Source organism: Rheinheimera soli (assembly GCF_021290985.1).
Lineage (GTDB): Bacteria > Pseudomonadota > Gammaproteobacteria > Enterobacterales > Alteromonadaceae > Pararheinheimera > Pararheinheimera soli.
Genome location: NZ_JAJOYU010000028.1, coordinates 38,169 through 55,083, shown reverse-complemented (window position 1 = coordinate 55,083; position 16,915 = coordinate 38,169). Strand labels below are relative to the sequence as shown.

Below are 16,915 nucleotides of genomic sequence, written 5' to 3'. Positions count from 1 at the left end.
AACTACTGAGACCTTTTTTATTTAACCGGAGCTGACTTTTTGCTTAGTCTTCATCCCACATATCATCGTCACTGGCCCAGAGTTTTAACAGCTCAGCCTGCCGGGCTAACTGTGTTGCTTGTTGTGGCAAATCCCCACTCAGTACCGGGCTGCCAGTCCAGGCTTTGCCTTTAGCCGCAGATGCTGCCAAAGTGGCCCATTTCTTGGCAAAAGCAGCTAAAGCTTCACGGGGCTCAGCACCATCTTCTGCGCTTAAAGAATCAAAAGCCACAGGCTGCGGCTGCACACCTGTTGTATCACCGGCTAAAATCCAGTTCCCAACAAAACCCGGATCCGCAGGATCTTCCACTGCCCATAAACCGACATAAGGTGCGGCATACCATTCAGGCCAGTCACAAATGACACCATGCGGAATATTCTGTGCTTTTACATAAGCTTCAATAGCGGCAAACTGCGCATCACACCAGGCCCAGTCTTCTGCTTCATCCAAATTCATCGTCAAACGCCCTTGCTGGCTGAAAACAGCTATTTTCACCAAGTTAAAGCAAGGCAGCAAGCTTTGATTTCAAGTACACTCTGCGCCAGATTTAGTTGGGATACCTATGATGACAGTGATAGATAATTTTGTGGCCCCTGCCTGTCATCAGCCCATTGAAACGCTGTATCAGGACGACCATATTCTGCTTATTAACAAGCCAAGCGGCCTATTGAGTTTGTCCGGTAAAAACCCGCTAAATCTGGACTCTGTGCACTATCGTTTAGCCCACATTTATCCACAGATCACATTAATACACCGACTCGACTTGGGCACCTCAGGCATTATGATCCTGGCCTTGGATAAAACCACCAACGCCTTGTTAAGCCAGCAGTTTCAGTCCCGCACTGTAATAAAACGCTACCAAACCATAGTAGCGGGTCACATAAAACAAGATAGCGGAGTGATTGAAGCGCCAATCAGCAAAGACAAAGCTTTGTTTCCACGTTTAAAAGTTTGTTTTGAACAAGGGCAAAAAGCCATCAGCGATTTTCAGGTGCTGGAACGACTGACCAACCCTGACCGGACCCGGCTGTTATTTACGCCAGAAACAGGCCGCACTCACCAGCTTCGTATTCATAGCCAGTATCTGGGTCATCCTATTTTGGGCTGTGATTTATACGGCAGCGACCAAACACAAGCTATGGCGCCACGGCTGTTGTTGCATGCGTCAGAATTGGAGTTTGATCATCCGGTAACAGGGCAACGTATGACGATCAGCTGCCCTTGTCCGTTTTGACCCAATACGAGGTACTGGGCAACATACTGTAAAGTGAGAATATTATTTTTCCTCTGTCATCCCTTCACCAAAAACCCTGAAGCCAGCAGATTAAATGCCTCCAGCGTTTTTGGCAGCATAGCCTGAGGATTGGCACTGGATGCTAGCCAAAGCGCTGCATTCAAGGCTGCGCCATTTAACAACATAGCGGCAGCTTCAGCATCAACAGGTTTGACTATGCCGTTTTCAATCAACTTCTCAATAGTGCTTCTGGTCGATTGCAGGCATTTATTCTGGCTTGGCCATTGCGATGGATCACCTAAAACAGAAGGGCCATCCAGCAATACAATACGCTGCACTTCAGGGTCCAGCGCCTTTTCTATATAGGCCGCGCCTTCAGCTAATAAACCTAACCAGGCATTCTCTGCTTTGGCACCGACAGACTTCGCATAGTCAGCCATTTCAGAATCAATTTGGTCCACCACAGCAGCAAGCAAACCACGTTTATCGCCAAAGTTATGGTACAGCGCGCCCCGGGTTAACCCCGCTTCAGCAGTTAAGGTATCCATAGACGCGGCAGCGTAACCTTGTTCAGCAAAGGCCCGCCGTGCAGCAGCAATCAGCTTCTCACGGTTTTCCGCCATCTTTGTTAATCGGATACTCATTCGATACTCCTTTCACATACGCAATGTATGTCACTTGACATACGTCGCGTATGCGAGATATTCTACATACGCCTCGTATGTTAAACCAATTCAACATGCAGGACCATTAAAACTATCCGAATTGTGTTGCGCTACTGCACATATCGGCAGCTTCGCAGCCAATCACCCATTAACAAAGAGAGTTATACCATGACTACAAAAGAAGTTATTTTCCCAGCCAACAGACATGCACTTTATGAAGAGCATGGTTATTCAGCAGCAATTCGCTCAGGCGATCTGTTATTTGTTTCCGGTCAGGTAGGCAGCCATGCTGACGGCAGCCCAGAAGCGGATTTCGAACTTCAGGTTGAGTTAGCCTTTGAGAATCTTAAAGCTACTTTGGCGGCAGCAGGCTGTAGCTTTGACGATATTGTCGATGTCACCACTTTTCATACCGATCCACAACATCAATTCGGCACCATTATGAAAGTAAAACAAAAGATCTTTGGTGCCCCACCTTATCCAAACTGGACAGCAGTGGGTGTCACCTGGTTATCCGGCTTTGATTTTGAGATCAAAGTAATAGCCCGCATTCCGGGCTGATCAAGCTTAGGTGCTCAAACAGCCAGCAACTAGTTGGCTGTTTGCAGCTGGCATTGGGCAATAGCAGTGCCACCTGAGCCTTCAGACTTGCGAATTTGTTGCTGACTATCCAGTAGATTGCTGTCATTCGGAGCGATTTTCAGCGCCGCTTCAATCAGTGTGGTTGCTTTAGCATGACAACCTTGTTCACTCAGCAGCACCGCATAATTGTTCAGATAAGATATTTCCTGCTTCGCAAAAGGCAGGCCTTTTTCAAACCATTGTGCAGCTACTAAAGGCTGGCTTGAGAAATAATGATTACCCAATAAAAAGTACGGTAACCAATAGTCAGGCCATTGGCTTGTCGCGGTTTTAAGCGCGGTTATACCGCTATTGACCTGTTGAGTGCTGAGTAAATCCTGACTGGCTTTGGTGTAAATAAAGGGCTCAAGCTGCGAACTGCTTTTATCTGCAGGCAACATAGCTAGCAGCCAATAGTTGCCCCGCGCCCAGGTGCGCTCAAAAGTGGAAAAATTCAGCCGATGCGCTTCAGTCACGCCGGTGTGCAAAATCACTTCTTTGTTTTGCAGGTCGTAGCCAATCACCACGGCATAATGCCACTGCGGTAGCCAAGCCAGAGAGTTGTTTTGTAGCACTATGATTGGAATATTTTCAGCAACCAGACTTAACAGTTGGTGCATGGTACCGCGCTGTGCATAGGCGAGCATGCCAAGTTGCCGTGTTGCAGCCGACATTTCAATTTGCAGAGTGCCTTGCAAACCCGAAATAAAGGTAGTGGGCGCTATAGTGGCAGGGTCTTTTTTAAGCCCATAAAAACCAGCAACTTCAGATAAGGTCGTTGGACCGCAAAAATACTCTTGCTGCGGATAAAATGGGACTTGTGGGATCAGATGCTGACGAGCGATAGCTGGAGGCTCTGCCAGTAGCCGCTTGGTTTGTGGCGGTGTCTGGCAGCCTGTCAGTACAATCAACAAGCCCGCCAAAAGGCAGACCTGTCGTAGTAAAACCATCAAACTCACGAATTAAATTGGGTTGATAAAAGGGTAAACGTCAGTAAGGCCCATTAAATCTGTGACAACCACAACCACCAGTACAGTAACCACAACACCGACAATACCGCCTGCAGGCATTTCGTTCATCTGACTATTCAGCGCACTCAGCTCTTCAGCAGTCATATTGGCGATACGTTGTTTTGCATCAGCAGGACTTACGCCCAGCTCGATCAGTTTATTCTGCACTTCGGCACTGTCTACATAAGACAACACTTGCTGCTTATTGAAATTAAACTGTTGATTGGCGATAACCTGCTCTGAACTAAATACAGCAGCGCTAGCCTGGCTCATGCCAAGGACTAACATCGGACACAGGATGCTGGCTTTTAAAAATTTATTCATCTTTATTTATCCTTAATTTGTTGTTTTTATAGAAAAAACCGTTTTTAGATAAATCTCAGAGAGCTAACCTTTTAACATTCATCTAGGGTGCACAGTAAAGCATCCGTCAGGGATGCGCAACAAAGCTTATGGAAGTGCTATTGATGTAGATAAAGTTGTGCCAAAGAAGTGACAGCAGCAGTTTAGCGTTTTACGCCCGGATCTCTGAATTCGGCTGTGCCTCAGCGGTTGCATCTCTAACCCCCTTACAACCAGGATAACGACTACAACCATAAAAGAAATTGCCGCCGTCTGCGCCAAAACTGGTTTCAGCCACGCTATAACCCAATTCCCTGAAATACTGCCCTACCAGCAACTCAAAGTCATGCCAGGACAAGGTACTAAACGGATCAGAAGACTCTATGTTTCTTGCAGTAGCTAAAAGCTTTATTCTTTTGCGCCGCGCAAAAAATGAAGCAACAGAACCTGCAAGTAAAAAGAACGGAAAAACAAAGCGGCCATAAAAGCCCAAGGTCTGCAGGGCCTGATACTTCACACCAGACAATAACTGCTCCGCATTGGTTGCAACAGGAATAGGCTGCGCAGCAAGTGAATCGAGGTACCAGAACACAACAAAAGCCAGTACAACGCCAACCTACCAGGGCAAAGCTGCGGCCATATTAAATAAGTCTTCCAGCAGGTTGGTTTTCTTTCGGCGGGCCATCAGCACTCCATGCTTAGCAACTACAACATCACTATTCGGTTATTTAAACTTACGCGATTAAAAAGAAAAATACGGGTACAGACTAAAGCCATAGGCGAGGATGAGCAAGTGGATTGAGCAACTTTGGGTTTACCTTTTTACGAAACTATTGCTTACAGCTTGAGCATTGCAACTACCGCCGCTTTTCAATAATCTGAGGTAAATTAACTTGTTAGAGCCATATTATGGCCGCTAACTCAAGGACGACCACTTCATGCCTGCACCACAGTTACTGCGTAAAACCCTGATGTTCCTTATGGTATGTGCTGCCTATACAGCTGCTGCCAGTTCAGAATCAACAGCGCTCAATGAGAAAATCAACCGCGTTGAACAAGGGCTTTCTACTCCAGTGGTTGTTAAAGGCGCATCAGCTCAAAAAATGCAGCTTGCAGATCGGATGCACTACCATCAGGTGCCTGCGGTAAGCATTGCGGTTGTAAACAATGGTCAACTTGAGTGGGCCCGCGCTTATGGGGTTAATGTAGTGGGACAAACTGAACACACCACGCCAAGCACCTTGTTTCAAACCGCGTCCATCAGCAAAGCCATCAGCGCCATGGCAGCATTACATCTGGTGGAACAAGGAAAACTCAAACTGGATGGTGATGTAAATAACCAACTGAAAAGCTGGAAGCTGCCTGACAATCAATTCACCAAAGAGCATAAAGTGAGCCTGCGGCAGTTGCTGAACCACAGTGGTGGCGTCAATGTGCATGGTTTTCATGGCTATACAGATAAGCAAACTGCACCAAACTTACTTGCAGTGCTAAATGGTGATGCACCAGCGAATTCAGCAGCAGTTCGTGTTGAAGCCATACCAGGCACTCAGTGGAGCTATTCAGGTGGTGGCTACAGCATCATCCAGTTGATGATGATGGAAGCAAGCAAACAGGATTTCCCGCAGCTATTAGAAGATATCGTACTCGCTCCTTTAGATATGCAACACAGCCGCTTCGCAGCACGCTTGCCAAAGGAAGATCGCAACAATGCTGCCGCAGGACATAACGGCAGCGGTGCAGCCATTCCCGGTTTGTGGCACCAATATCCTGAACTGGCAGCGGCAGGCATGTGGAGTACAGCGACAGATTTAGCAAAAATCATGATTGAAGTGCAAAAGTCGGAGGCTGGTACTTCAGACAAAATACTTTCCAGCCAAATGACCAAAACTATGTTAACCCGCGGCTTAGGTGAAACCGGCCTTGGCTTTTTTGTTGAACAACAGCAAGACAGAACCAGCTTTAGCCATAGTGGTGGCAATGAAGGATTTCGCACCTTGTTGTTCGGCTACACCAAAACCGGCCAGGGCGCGGTAGTGCTAACCAACAGCGATAATGGCAGGGCGTTAATTCAAGAGATATTTGCCAGTATTGCCGCCGAATACAACTGGCCCGATTTTAAGGTGGTACAAAAATCAACCGTCTCGCCGGATGCCACACTAAACAAAAAGTTAGCAGGCGAGTACCTGCTGCTAAACCAGCCAGCCCATGTTTTCGCCGAAGCAGACCGCCTGTATCTGCAAAGCAATTTACTCAGCAGCAATCGCCTCGAACTGCACCGCGAAGCAGATTCAAGCTTTTTCCTGACAGTCTCAGATACCACAGTCCGGTTTGAAACAGATACTAAAAATAAGCCGACAGGGTTTTCTTTGATTCGGGGTGCAAATACTTATAGGGCGACGAAAGTCCGATAGCGCAAAGCAGCCTATTCACCAGGTGCCAGCTTAGCCCTGGCATATCAACTACTACTTAGCCAAAGCTCCATCGAGTTTAAAAAACTAAGCAGGCGTCATTAACGGCCGCTTGCGTTTGTCCTGACTAAGCGTATAAAACCATGGCGGCGCGCTGCACAATATGCATCGTATTTGGCTCGTTTCTCTGTGCTGTGTAGGACAGCATAGGCTTCAGCAACACGTCTAAATATTTCTGCGGTATTCGGCAATTTACTGACATCAGGATGATACTTGCGGCCAAGTTTGCGATAGGCCGTTTTAATAGCTTTAGCGTCCGTCGTTGGAACAACGCCAAGCACAGTGTAATAATCAATAAATTCCATTGTCTGATCCCATCTAACGAATTCCTACAGCAAGCCTAACAGCCGCACAAAGTGACTCTCTGTGCGCTGACGCGCTGAATCGAAAACGGAAGAAGGTGGAGCGCCATGCTTGTTTGAGCATCATAACTATCAAAGCTTCATTACCCGCGCATTTTCTGGACCACACTAGAGGCTAAAGCCTGAGTTAAACCAAGCAAAGTTGCTTTTTCAGTAACAAAGCAGTAATGCCTGAACCTGCAGCACTTTAGACTCGAAGCGGGTTACAGCTTAGCCGCAGTTTGCAAGTTCAGGTCACTTTTTGCTTGATGGCATATTCAGGTTTTAAATACTCTTTGCTCTGTACAATATCGCTGAGTATGTCTACGGCATGCCATAAATCGACATAACGTAGATACAACGGAGTAAAACCCAAGCGTAAAATATCAGGCGCCCTGAAATCAGCAATCACACCGCGCTTAATAAGAGCCTGGCACAACTGATAGGCATGACTATGCTGATAAGCCAACTGACTGCCCCGCTCTGCCGGATCCAGAGGCGTCATCAGACTTAATTCACTTAACGCAGTCTGTTGTTGTACTAACTGGTGAAAACAGTGACTTAAAGCCAGGGATTTTTCGCGAATTTGCGTCATGCTGACATCGCTGAACACCCCTAAGGCCGCATCCAGCACACTCATGGAAATTACAGCAGGAGTCCCAGTTAAAAACTGCTCTATGCCGTCAGATTTAACGTACTGAGGACTAAAGCTAAAGGGAGTTTTATGTCCCATCCAGCCACTCAGGGGCTGAGTGATGTTGGCGTGATGACGTTTAGCCGCATATAAAAACGCTGGAGCGCCAGGGCCACCATTCAAGTATTTGTAACCACAGCCGACTGCAAAGTCGACCTGCCATGAGTCCAGTTCAACAGGCAAAGCACCGGCACTATGGGCCAGGTCTACAATCACTAATACGCCCTGTTCGTGTGCACGTTGGGTTAAACGCTGCACATCCAATAAACGACCACTGCGAAAATCAACCTGAGTTAACATCAAGACCGCAACATCGCTGTTCAGCGCCTGCACCAGTTCATGCTCTGGTGCCTCCAACAGCTGACAGCGTTTTTCACCTACCAGCGTGCTAAGCCCCTGCACCATATAAAGATCGGTCGGAAAATTGCCTTGCTGGGTTAACACCACAGAACGATCCGGCTGCATAAACAAGGCGCAGCTCAGCACTTTAAATAAATTCACCGAAGTAGAGTCACAGCAAATCACCTGGCCACTTTCAGCACCAATCAAACGGCCAATTTGTTCACCTACTTTGACAGGTAAATCAATCCAATGATTGCTATTCCAGCTTTGTATTAAATCCTGACTCCATTGCCTGACCAGCACGTCCTGCGCCCGCTGCACTGCAGCTACAGGCATAGCACCTAACGAATTTCCATCAAAATAAATAATATGCTCAGGCAAACTAAATTCTGCTCTTTTATGAGCCAATACATCCTGTTGATCATAGTGCTGAAGCTGTTCGAGAGTTAAAGATGGCATCACAGCGGTAATAGCTCCTGTAGAGTGAATATCAGATGTGGATAAGCGGCACTTTGTGGATGGATCCAATCAAAATGTCCTAAATGATCAAAGGTACGATAAGGCATGCCACTGTCAGTCGCTTGAGTGACAGGAACAATTTGATCTGCCGCCCCCTGCAGCAACACTGTTTTCGGATGAGCTTTGCCCTGACTTGGGCTGGCTTGTTGGTATAGCTCTGGAGCCTGCTCAACTGTAGCCCCCATAAATTTAGCAGTCGCAGTTTGACAACTGTTAGTACCAAGCGAGTAACTGGCCATATCTGTAATAGCGGCCAACCCTATCACGGCTTGCACCTGTTGAACTTTTTTTCCGGCAGCCAGCTTTTCACCTGCTAACTTTTCACCTGCTATCTTTTCACCAGCTAGCTTTTCACCCGCTAAAAGCGCCAACTGGCCACCGGCTGAGTGTCCCATCAGAGCAATACGATTAACATCAACGCCATACTGCTCAAACTGAGCCTGAGCATAGTCGATGCCCTGCACTATATCGTTCAAGCTACCAGGCCAGCCGCCGCCCTCATCACCTACCCTGCGATACTCCAACGACCATACGGCATAACCAGCCTCTGTCAGCGCCTGACTTAACGCTTTGCTGTGCTCAACATCATAAGCATTCAACCAGCAGCCACCATGTACAAAAATAACCAAAGGCGGTTTGGCGTTAGCGCTGGCTTCAGGTAAAGACAACAAACCAAACTGCAAAGCCGCTTTGCCATAGGCTAATTTCATCCCCTGATTTTTTACAGGCAGAGCCAGCACGCTAGTGAAGCTAACGTTTTGTAACAGAGCAAGGTTCTGGACTGTACTCGGTTTATCATCCTTAGCAAGCCCGGCTGCTAGTGCAACTGTGCAAGCACTAAACAGCGCAAGGCTGAGTATAGAAAAAGCAAGGCACCAGGCCTTTTTAGTTGAGAAAGCGGCACGATAAGACGAAAACTCAGATGGCATAGTGATACGACGCTCTTGATTAAAGGATTAAGAATTCAGAACCTGTTTATCCCCGACACTGCGCTGCTTACAGCAAAGGCTATTGGATTACGCGATACCCATACAAGAGTATTGCATTGAAGCAGATCAATAAAGACTATTTATACAAGGCTGTTAAGCTCGAAATCTCATCGAGAGATTGGTGTTAATCTCGGGGAAAGGGCAAACTGTATACATAGTAAAAGCAGGGCAAATTATGCCGTAATCGAAGTGGAACAGAACGCTTCTGATCTGTAGCGGAATAGGATACGCAATGGAAAATAACTTATTAATTAATCTTAGAAAATATCGACCTAGAGAAAATACAGACCCTTTAGAAAACTTCATTACTGAAGCCTTTGCTCACCTTCTGCGCAGCAGTCGGGATGTAGTAAAAGCGTTCGTAGCCAAGATAAATGAACACCTTGAAGTCCCTATTGCTTTCAACGCTGATGCATGTGTCATTTCAACACAGGAAAATTTTAACAATAAATTTCCTGATCTGGTGATTAAGTGGGATGACTCTGCATTAGTTTTCGAACACAAGGTTCATTCAGCGTTACATGATAATCAACTCAAAAATTACCGCAATTTCGCACAGGACCACTTTTCCGATTACAGGCTAGTTCTTATCACTGCCCGTGAATATCAACACAAGCAGAATCCTGACTGCTCACTATGCTGGCACAACATTTATCATTTTCTCAGGAACATTAAAGATTCATTAAATGACAACCGAGTCGCGTGGTACGTGCAGGAAATCGTCGAACTATTGTGGGCTGAAGGGCTGGGACCGGTCTCACCCATTAATCATTTAGCCATTGACCATTATATTGAAGCTAAAGCTCTCGAAGAACAGATGTGCGCATTGCTAAGCAACGCCGCGCTAAATCATGTCCAATGGCCGCTCAAATCAGTACTTGAACCTGTATTTAAAGATCGCTCCCGTGCAGTGGAAAAGCGCATAGGTGTAGAGTTTTGTAAATTTAATCCCAATAAAGAAATGAAGTGGTCTCCAGGGATCTTCTGTGGATTCATCCTTGACGGAAAAGATCATAATTTTGACTTGGTTATGGGGAAGCGGCTACACGTTGCTGTAGTGCTCGATTTAAATAAACTGGCCCAGGAGGTTGTTCGCAAAAGTGAGCATTTTCGTTTGTTTAGACAAGAACTACAGAGCAGAATTTTCGCTATAAATGAGTCATATCAGAGCGACAAAACTTCTGACGAAGGATGGACTGTTGTTGATAACAATGAAAATAACAGTAATAACGGGATCAATTGGTACCATCCATTAGCGATTATTCAACCTATGGATTGCTTTTTTGAAAGTTTGTACACATCTGAAGAGCAACTCGCTTACTTTATTGAGCAAGTAAGTCGTGTCCAACAAGTCATCTTGGAATGCTTAAATTTTGAACACCTATTGGCAGAGTTAGAGCATTTGATAGTATAAAAAATCTGTGTGAGTGGCATTCTACCTAACTCCTTAGAGGGGATAAAGAATGCCAATTACTGGATCAGCTGACTGCAAATCTCCTTAAGATCTGATGGGCGAGCAACGCTTGCTGCGCCAGTTGACCAAAAAGCTTGCTGAACGAGCCTTGAAGAAGAGATGGAACACCATCTCGGTTACGCCAAGCTGGAAAAACGCCGATGTTTTTCCACATATAAATAATTTCAGTTCTTAGGCAGCACAGCATCTTCTGTCCGCGCCACATGATGTTTGGAGCATCACCAACTGATTCAGAGCAGTGAACGCAATAGCTACTCAATACCAAGTTTTACTTCATCAGCCATTCAGTGGGAAGAACTTTCCCAAGTTTTGAGAAGTCGCCAATTTTCTGTAAGTAAGAGGTAAAATCCTTATTTTCCTCCGCTAAACGATTACACATCTCCCAATCTAAAGTAGCTCGCTCTTTTGCAGGGATCAGGATCTGGCTTTCAGTGGGTTCATTAACGTCTAATTGAATGACACCAATACCATGAGTTGCTGAAAGCATTTGTAGCTCTCGCATAGTGTCCTCACCTTCAACAGTAGCAGCCACCAGATAGCCATAATGAGCCCATGATGAGTTTGAAACTGTTTGAAAATATGATTTGCGGACATTTGAACGATTGATCAGAATTTTGACTTCAAAAGACCATAACCGGGCCCTTCTTTCCGATAGCTCAGCAACGCAGGACTTAATTACATCAACCCAGTCAGAGGCGAGATCCTCAAGTCCAACTAAGTCTGGATGTAGCCATTCATTCGAACCCATACCGCCTTTGTTCGATGAGGTCTTCTCATCAATACGCATGGAAAATACGTCTAACTCAGACTTAAGATATTTAGCCAACAATGGGTATAAAGAATGCTCAGTAATAATAGCTGGAGGGTCTGATGGTAATGCACTTTGCTCTGTAGCTAGTGGCTTTGCAGGTAGACCTAATGAATCGGACAGATTGACTTCAGCTTCATCTGAATGCTCTGACCAATAATATTTACGTGGACGACCACTGGTTGTTTTTAACTGAGTATTTTTTTCCTGCCATCCAGGCCTGCGACTTCCTATTTCTGCAGCGAATTGTTCAATCAGATCCAACATAGTCTGAACATTAGAGCCGCTATTAGCTTTTTTATGGGATGCCTGCTCGGGATACTTTTCGACAATCATTTCGGCCAACTGGCGAGCAGTGAACTGTTGTCCGGCAGCATCCTTTAAACACTTAAAAACCATGTCTTTTAAGGCCACGTCTTACTCCCATTAAGCGATTGCGATTTTAATGACCATCAAGTATCAACTGGGTTCTAAAAAATCCCTATATAAAACACAAATTAACATCTGAAAAAGTCGTTCACAAGCAAAGCTTATTGAAACCAAAATTTAATGGTTTATCAAAGACTTAGATTACTCATAATTATCAAAAGAGGTCTTAAAAGAAAGGAAACTATATGAACTGATGGTAACTAATTTAGAAATAACTTGCAGTATTGGTGCCTAGGGTCGGACTCGAACCGACACGGAGTTTCCCCCGGCGGATTTTGAATCCGCTGCGTCTACCGATTTCGCCACCCAGGCATTGAGGGTCGTACAGAAGTAAACGCTTGCATTATACAAAGCGAATGGCGCGGCGCAAGCAAAAGTTTCAGTTCGCTGTGTGGTTGCGCGTTTTTGCAGCAGTTTCGGAAAAACTAAGCTGCGTGATACACTTAGCGCCATTCACAGAATCAATAAAAATCAGGAAACACTGATGTATCACGAATCTCCAAGGGCGGGTTTGTTCCGCCGTTTAGCGGCTATTATTTATGACGTGCTGATTTTAGCGGCGCTCTGGATGCTGGCTATGGGTCTGGCGCTGTTGCTGGTAACTATTCTGGATAAGCTGGGGTTGGTTTCGCTGGCGGCTTATCAGGATCAGGCTGACTTTATTCAGAAACATTCCATTTGGTTCCAGCTCTATTCGTTGTTGGTTTTTGTCTGGTTTTATGTTTATTTCTGGGTGAAAGCTGGTCAAACCCTCGGTATGCGGGCCTGGCGTATTTTGTTGATACAGGCTGATGGTTCCCCTATTACGCTAAAACAAGGGTTACTGCGTTTAGTGGTGTCTTTGTTAGGTCTGGGAAATTTCTGGTTGTGGATCCGCTGGGGCCAGGGCTTGGCGCTGCAGGATCAAATCACCAACACCATAGTGGTGAAGCTGACCAAAGATGAAAGCAAAGAGCTGAATTTACATCGTAAAGCGGGTTAAACCAGCAGCTAAATCAGCAGATATAAAAAAGGCAGAATTCAGTTCTGCCTTTTTTATATCTGGAACAACAACTTCGCTATTTCTTCTGCAATAAATACATCGCCAGCGCTATAAATACAGCCGATGGCAATACGGCACCAAGGACTGGCGGCAACTGGTACACCAAAGCCACAGGCCCAAACACCTGATCGCTCATATAGAACGCAAAACCTGTCAGAATTCCCATCAGAATACGGGCTGCCATGGTGACGCTGCGCAGTGGTCCAAAAATAAAAGACAAAGCCACCAGCAACATAGCAATTATGGTTAAAGGCTGGGTTGCCTTGCGCCAGAATGCCAGTTCAAACTTACTGCTGTCCTGCTTATTACTGTCCAAATAGTCGATGTAGTCGGTTAAGCCCTTGAGCGATAACAACTCAGGTTTAATAGACACAACCCCCAGTTTGTCCGGGGTTAAGGTTGAGCGCCAGCGCTGTTCCTGCCACTGATGCTTCTCTACTCTGTCGTCACGAAAATTCAATCGGCTAACATCTGATAAACGCCAGGCATTGCTGATAAAAACTGCGGTTTTGGCGCTGACAATAGCCTGCAATTTTAAGTCGGTATCAAACTCATAAATCGTTAAATCAGTCAGGTTACCAAAGTCATCCACCTGCTTGATATTAATAAAATGATCACCGTCTTTAGCCCAGACACCCTGTCGTGCAGAAATTAAATCACCGCCTGAAATAGCTTTAGTTCGCAGTTCACGGGCGGTTTTTTCAGCCACTGGCGCACCAAACTCGGCCACCAGCATCACAATCAGCATCATCAGTAATGAGGTTTTCATCACAGAGTTGATGATATTGAGTCGAGACAACCCCGCTGCCTGCATGACAACCAATTCGCTGTTGCTGGCCAGCATGCCCAAGCCCACTAAACCGCCTATTAAGGCCGCCATAGGAAAAAACAAAATTAAGTCGCCTGGCACGCTGAATAAGGTAAATAAACCGGCCGACAACAAGTCGTAATCACCCCGCCCTGTTAATCGCAGCTGGTCGATAAACCTGAACATGCCGGATAAAATCATCAGTACTGTCACTGTCATCAGCACTGTGCTCAAAATGGTGCGACCTATATACAGGTCGAGGATCTTAAACATGAGAAGAGCGCCCTGTCAGTAATGCTTTTAACTTCTGACCTGCAGTACGGTGTTTCACCAGCAGCACTGTGCCAAAAGTCAGGCCCAAAGCGTGGATCCACCACATGCCTAATTGTTGAGGAATTTTGCCATCCTCAATAGCTGAGCGGCTGGCAATCAGCAGAATGTAATACAGCAGGTATAAAGCCAAAGCTGGCAGTAAACGGCCAAACTTGCCCTGTCGTGGGTTTACTTTACTCAAAGGCACAGCAATCAACATCAGAATAGGAATAGACAGTGGTATAGCGATACGCCAGTGCCATTCTGCCGCAGCTTCAGGGCCAGTTTGCTTGCGCAGTTCAGCCGTAGGTAAACTGGATAACTTGCGGCGTTTTTGTTCCACCTGCTGTTCGCGAATTTGAATTTGATATTGACCAAATTCCACTACTTCATAGCCTGGCGAACGGGTTTCACCTGCATAACGACGGCCGCTGTTTAATTCCAGCAACTGAGCACCGCTGGCATCTTCTTTCACATAACCAGACTGAGCATAAACAATAGAGGTTTGTCCGCCTGGTTCTGAAGAAGTCTGGGCTAAAAATACCTTTTCCAGCTCACCGCCATCGCGGCTGATGTCATGCACAAAAACCACAGCTTTTTCATTCGAGGTTTGCTGGAAGCGCCCCGGTATTAAACTGCTCAAGCCAGAATCGGCTTCGGCCTGTTCTAGGATCTGATATTCGCGCTCGATAGACCAGGGGCTTAAATACAAAGTGACAAAACCTGCTCCAAGCGCCATCACCACAGATAAAATCAGGGTTAAGCGGGTAACATACCATTCGCTGATGCCGGTGGCATGTAACACCGTCATTTCGCTGTCGGCATAAATACGGCCGTAGGCAATAAGTACACCCAAAAAAGCACTTAAAGGAATAATAACTACGGCCAATTGCGGCAGTTTTAATGACAGTATGGTCAGTACTAATTGACCCGGAATATCACCGTCTGATGCGTCAGCCAAAATTTTCACAAAGCGTTGGCTCATGATAATAGTGATCAGGATCAGGAAGACCGCCAATTGGGATTTAAACACTTCACCAATCAGATAACGAAAAACAATCAAAAATGCCCCCTAAAACCTGTCTTTTTGCTGGAACCCTGACGATTTTTAAGTAAACTGGATGTTTACAGCAATTATTATTGACTAAAGTGGCGATAAATCCGAGCTTTTTTATAAAGCAGGACAAAATATCATCACAAAGAAGCCCACTGTAACACCGAACTAACTTGGTATAGTGGCCGGAAGTCTTAGAATCAGGAGTGAGCATGGAGTTCAGCGTAAAAAGCGGTAGTCCGGAAAAACAACGAAGTGCATGTATCGTTGTCGGCGTTTATGAGCCGCGCCGCTTGTCAGCGGTTGCCGAACAGCTGGATAAAATCAGCGAAGGCTACATCAGCAATTTATTACGCCGGGGCGATTTAGAAGGCAAACCCGGCCAGATGTTGTTATTGCACCATGTGCCTAACGTGTTGAGTGAGCGTGTACTGTTGGTGGGCTGTGGTAAAGAACGTGAACTAGACGAACGTCAGTACCGCCAAATCATTGCCAAAACCATCAGCACCCTCAATGAAACCGGCTCAATGGAAGCTGTGTGTTTCTTATCTGAGCTGCATGTCAAAGGCCGTGATACTTACTGGAAAGTGCGTCATGCGGTGGAAACCACGCAGGATTGCTTATACGTATTCGACAAATTAAAAAGCCGCAAAGACGAAACCCGTCGCCCGCTGCGTAAAATTGTCTTTAACGTACCAACCCGTCGCGACTTAACCATAGGCGAAAAAGCCGTTGAACATGGTTTGGCTGTCGCTGCTGGTATCAAGGTCTGTAAAGACGTGTCGAATATGCCGCCAAACATCTGTACTCCGGCTTATCTGGCCGATCAGGCAGTAGCGTTAGCGCAACACGATAAAGTGTCGGTGGAAGTGCTGGGCATTGCTGAAATGACGGCTTTGGGCATGCATTCGTACGTAGCTGTTGGTCGTGGCTCGGAAAACGAAGCCAAAATGGCGGTGATTAAATACAACGGCGCTATGGATAGCAGTGCGCCAGTGGTACTGGTTGGTAAAGGTTTAACCTTTGATACCGGCGGTATCAGCATCAAGCCAAGCGATGCGATGGACGAAATGAAATACGACATGTGTGGCGCAGCTTCAGTGCTGGGCACTATGCATGCGGTAGTCAGTTTAGGTTTGCCTATTAATATGGTGGCTGTACTGGCTGGCGCTGAAAACATGCCGGATGGCCGCGCTTATCGCCCAGGTGATATTTTAACTACCATGTCGGGCCAAACCGTTGAAGTATTGAACACTGACGCTGAAGGCCGTTTAGTGCTCTGTGACGCCTTAACTTATGTCGAGCGTTTTGACCCTGATGTGGTGATTGACGTTGCGACCTTAACAGGCGCTTGTGTCATTGCCTTGGGTAAACACGCTTCAGGTTTATTAAGTAACCATAACCCGCTGGCGCATGAAATATTAAATGCGTCAGATCAAAGTGGTGACAGAGCCTGGCGTTTACCTTTGTGGGATGACTATCAGGATCAACTGGAAAGCCCCTTTGCGGATTTCAGTAACTTAGGTGGCCGTGCCGCCGGTACTATTACCGCAGCCTGTTTCCTGTCGCGCTTCACCCGTAAATACAACTGGGCGCATTTGGATATTGCCGGTACTGCATGGCGCAGTGGTGGTAAAGACAAAGGTGCAACAGGCCGCCCTGTGGCTATGTTGACCCAGTTTTTAATTAACCGTGTCGGAACCGACATCGAGGGATAACA

General features: G+C 46.2%; 17 protein-coding genes and 1 tRNA gene. 6 read left to right on the top strand and 12 right to left on the bottom strand.

Annotated elements, in window-relative coordinates:
* Positions 1 to 43: 43 nt before the first annotated feature.
* Positions 44 to 496: a DUF4826 family protein gene (locus LSG37_RS16745; RefSeq protein WP_233080949.1), complete on the bottom strand. Its 453-nt coding sequence runs from the start codon at positions 494 to 496 to the stop codon at positions 44 to 46.
* 106 nt (positions 497 to 602) lie between these two features.
* Here LSG37_RS16745 and LSG37_RS16740 point away from each other — a divergent pair, with 106 nt between their 5' ends.
* Positions 603 to 1,274: an RluA family pseudouridine synthase gene (locus LSG37_RS16740; RefSeq protein ID WP_233080948.1), complete on the top strand. Its 672-nt coding sequence runs from the start codon at positions 603 to 605 to the stop codon at positions 1,272 to 1,274.
* 56 nt (positions 1,275 to 1,330) lie between these two features.
* Here LSG37_RS16740 and LSG37_RS16735 read toward each other — a convergent pair whose 3' ends face one another.
* Positions 1,331 to 1,918 (bottom strand): TetR/AcrR family transcriptional regulator, encoded by a 588-nt coding sequence (locus LSG37_RS16735; RefSeq protein ID WP_233080947.1) that lies wholly within the window; start codon positions 1,916 to 1,918, stop codon positions 1,331 to 1,333.
* A gap of 189 nt (positions 1,919 to 2,107) precedes the next feature.
* On the opposite strand from LSG37_RS16735, the gene LSG37_RS16730 reads away from it, so the two are divergent.
* On the top strand, positions 2,108 to 2,500 hold the full coding sequence (locus tag LSG37_RS16730) for a RidA family protein (RefSeq protein WP_233080946.1): 393 nt from the start codon (positions 2,108 to 2,110) through the stop codon (positions 2,498 to 2,500).
* Positions 2,501 to 2,529: 29 nt separating this feature from the next.
* On the opposite strand, the gene LSG37_RS16725 is transcribed toward LSG37_RS16730, so the two are convergent.
* From LSG37_RS16725 to LSG37_RS16715, 3 genes are all read right to left on the bottom strand, one after another.
* Positions 2,530 to 3,483 (bottom strand): PA2778 family cysteine peptidase, encoded by a 954-nt coding sequence (locus tag LSG37_RS16725; RefSeq protein WP_233080945.1) that lies wholly within the window; start codon positions 3,481 to 3,483, stop codon positions 2,530 to 2,532.
* 39 nt (positions 3,484 to 3,522) lie between these two features.
* Entirely contained in the window at positions 3,523 to 3,894 is a 372-nt protein-coding gene (locus LSG37_RS16720; protein WP_233080944.1) for a PA2779 family protein, read from the bottom strand.
* Positions 3,895 to 4,084: 190 nt separating this feature from the next.
* Entirely contained in the window at positions 4,085 to 4,429 is a 345-nt protein-coding gene (locus LSG37_RS16715; protein WP_366515569.1) for a restriction endonuclease, read from the bottom strand.
* Positions 4,430 to 4,850: 421 nt separating this feature from the next.
* Between LSG37_RS16715 and LSG37_RS16710 the strand changes: the two genes are divergently transcribed.
* Positions 4,851 to 6,326: a serine hydrolase domain-containing protein gene (locus LSG37_RS16710; protein ID WP_233080942.1), complete on the top strand. Its 1,476-nt coding sequence runs from the start codon at positions 4,851 to 4,853 to the stop codon at positions 6,324 to 6,326.
* 98 nt (positions 6,327 to 6,424) lie between these two features.
* Here LSG37_RS16710 and LSG37_RS16705 read toward each other — a convergent pair whose 3' ends face one another.
* From LSG37_RS16705 to LSG37_RS16695, 3 genes are all read right to left on the bottom strand, one after another.
* Positions 6,425 to 6,688 (bottom strand): DnaJ domain-containing protein, encoded by a 264-nt coding sequence (locus LSG37_RS16705; protein ID WP_233080941.1) that lies wholly within the window; start codon positions 6,686 to 6,688, stop codon positions 6,425 to 6,427.
* A gap of 286 nt (positions 6,689 to 6,974) precedes the next feature.
* Positions 6,975 to 8,288, bottom strand: a complete 1,314-nt coding sequence (kynU, locus tag LSG37_RS16700) for a kynureninase (protein WP_233080940.1) — start codon at positions 8,286 to 8,288, stop codon at positions 6,975 to 6,977.
* The gene (locus LSG37_RS16695; RefSeq protein ID WP_233080939.1) at positions 8,219 to 8,989 is read right to left on the bottom strand and encodes an alpha/beta hydrolase; all 771 of its coding nucleotides are present in this window, start codon (positions 8,987 to 8,989) and stop codon (positions 8,219 to 8,221) included. Before LSG37_RS16695 ends, kynU begins: the two co-directional genes overlap by 70 nt.
* 511 nt (positions 8,990 to 9,500) lie before the next feature.
* On the opposite strand from LSG37_RS16695, the gene LSG37_RS16690 reads away from it, so the two are divergent.
* Entirely contained in the window at positions 9,501 to 10,682 is a 1,182-nt protein-coding gene (locus LSG37_RS16690; RefSeq protein ID WP_233080938.1) for a PDDEXK-like family protein, read from the top strand.
* Between the two features lie 328 nt (positions 10,683 to 11,010).
* Here LSG37_RS16690 and LSG37_RS16685 read toward each other — a convergent pair whose 3' ends face one another.
* Together LSG37_RS16685 and LSG37_RS16680 are read right to left on the bottom strand one after the other, a co-directional pair.
* Positions 11,011 to 11,964 (bottom strand): COG2958 family protein, encoded by a 954-nt coding sequence (locus LSG37_RS16685; RefSeq protein WP_233080937.1) that lies wholly within the window; start codon positions 11,962 to 11,964, stop codon positions 11,011 to 11,013.
* Between the two features lie 240 nt (positions 11,965 to 12,204).
* Positions 12,205 to 12,291, bottom strand: a tRNA-Leu gene (locus tag LSG37_RS16680).
* Positions 12,292 to 12,463: 172 nt separating this feature from the next.
* Between LSG37_RS16680 and LSG37_RS16675 the strand changes: the two genes are divergently transcribed.
* The gene (locus LSG37_RS16675; RefSeq protein ID WP_233080936.1) at positions 12,464 to 12,961 is read left to right on the top strand and encodes an RDD family protein; all 498 of its coding nucleotides are present in this window, start codon (positions 12,464 to 12,466) and stop codon (positions 12,959 to 12,961) included.
* A gap of 76 nt (positions 12,962 to 13,037) precedes the next feature.
* On the opposite strand, the gene lptG is transcribed toward LSG37_RS16675, so the two are convergent.
* Entirely contained in the window at positions 13,038 to 14,102 is a 1,065-nt protein-coding gene (gene lptG, locus LSG37_RS16670; protein ID WP_233080935.1) for an LPS export ABC transporter permease LptG, read from the bottom strand.
* Positions 14,095 to 15,204: an LPS export ABC transporter permease LptF gene (gene lptF / locus LSG37_RS16665; protein ID WP_233080934.1), complete on the bottom strand. Its 1,110-nt coding sequence runs from the start codon at positions 15,202 to 15,204 to the stop codon at positions 14,095 to 14,097. Before lptF ends, lptG begins: the two co-directional genes overlap by 8 nt.
* A gap of 203 nt (positions 15,205 to 15,407) precedes the next feature.
* Between lptF and pepA the strand changes: the two genes are divergently transcribed.
* Positions 15,408 to 16,913, top strand: a complete 1,506-nt coding sequence (gene pepA / locus LSG37_RS16660) for a leucyl aminopeptidase (RefSeq protein ID WP_233080933.1) — start codon at positions 15,408 to 15,410, stop codon at positions 16,911 to 16,913.
* Positions 16,914 to 16,915 lie beyond the last annotated feature (2 nt).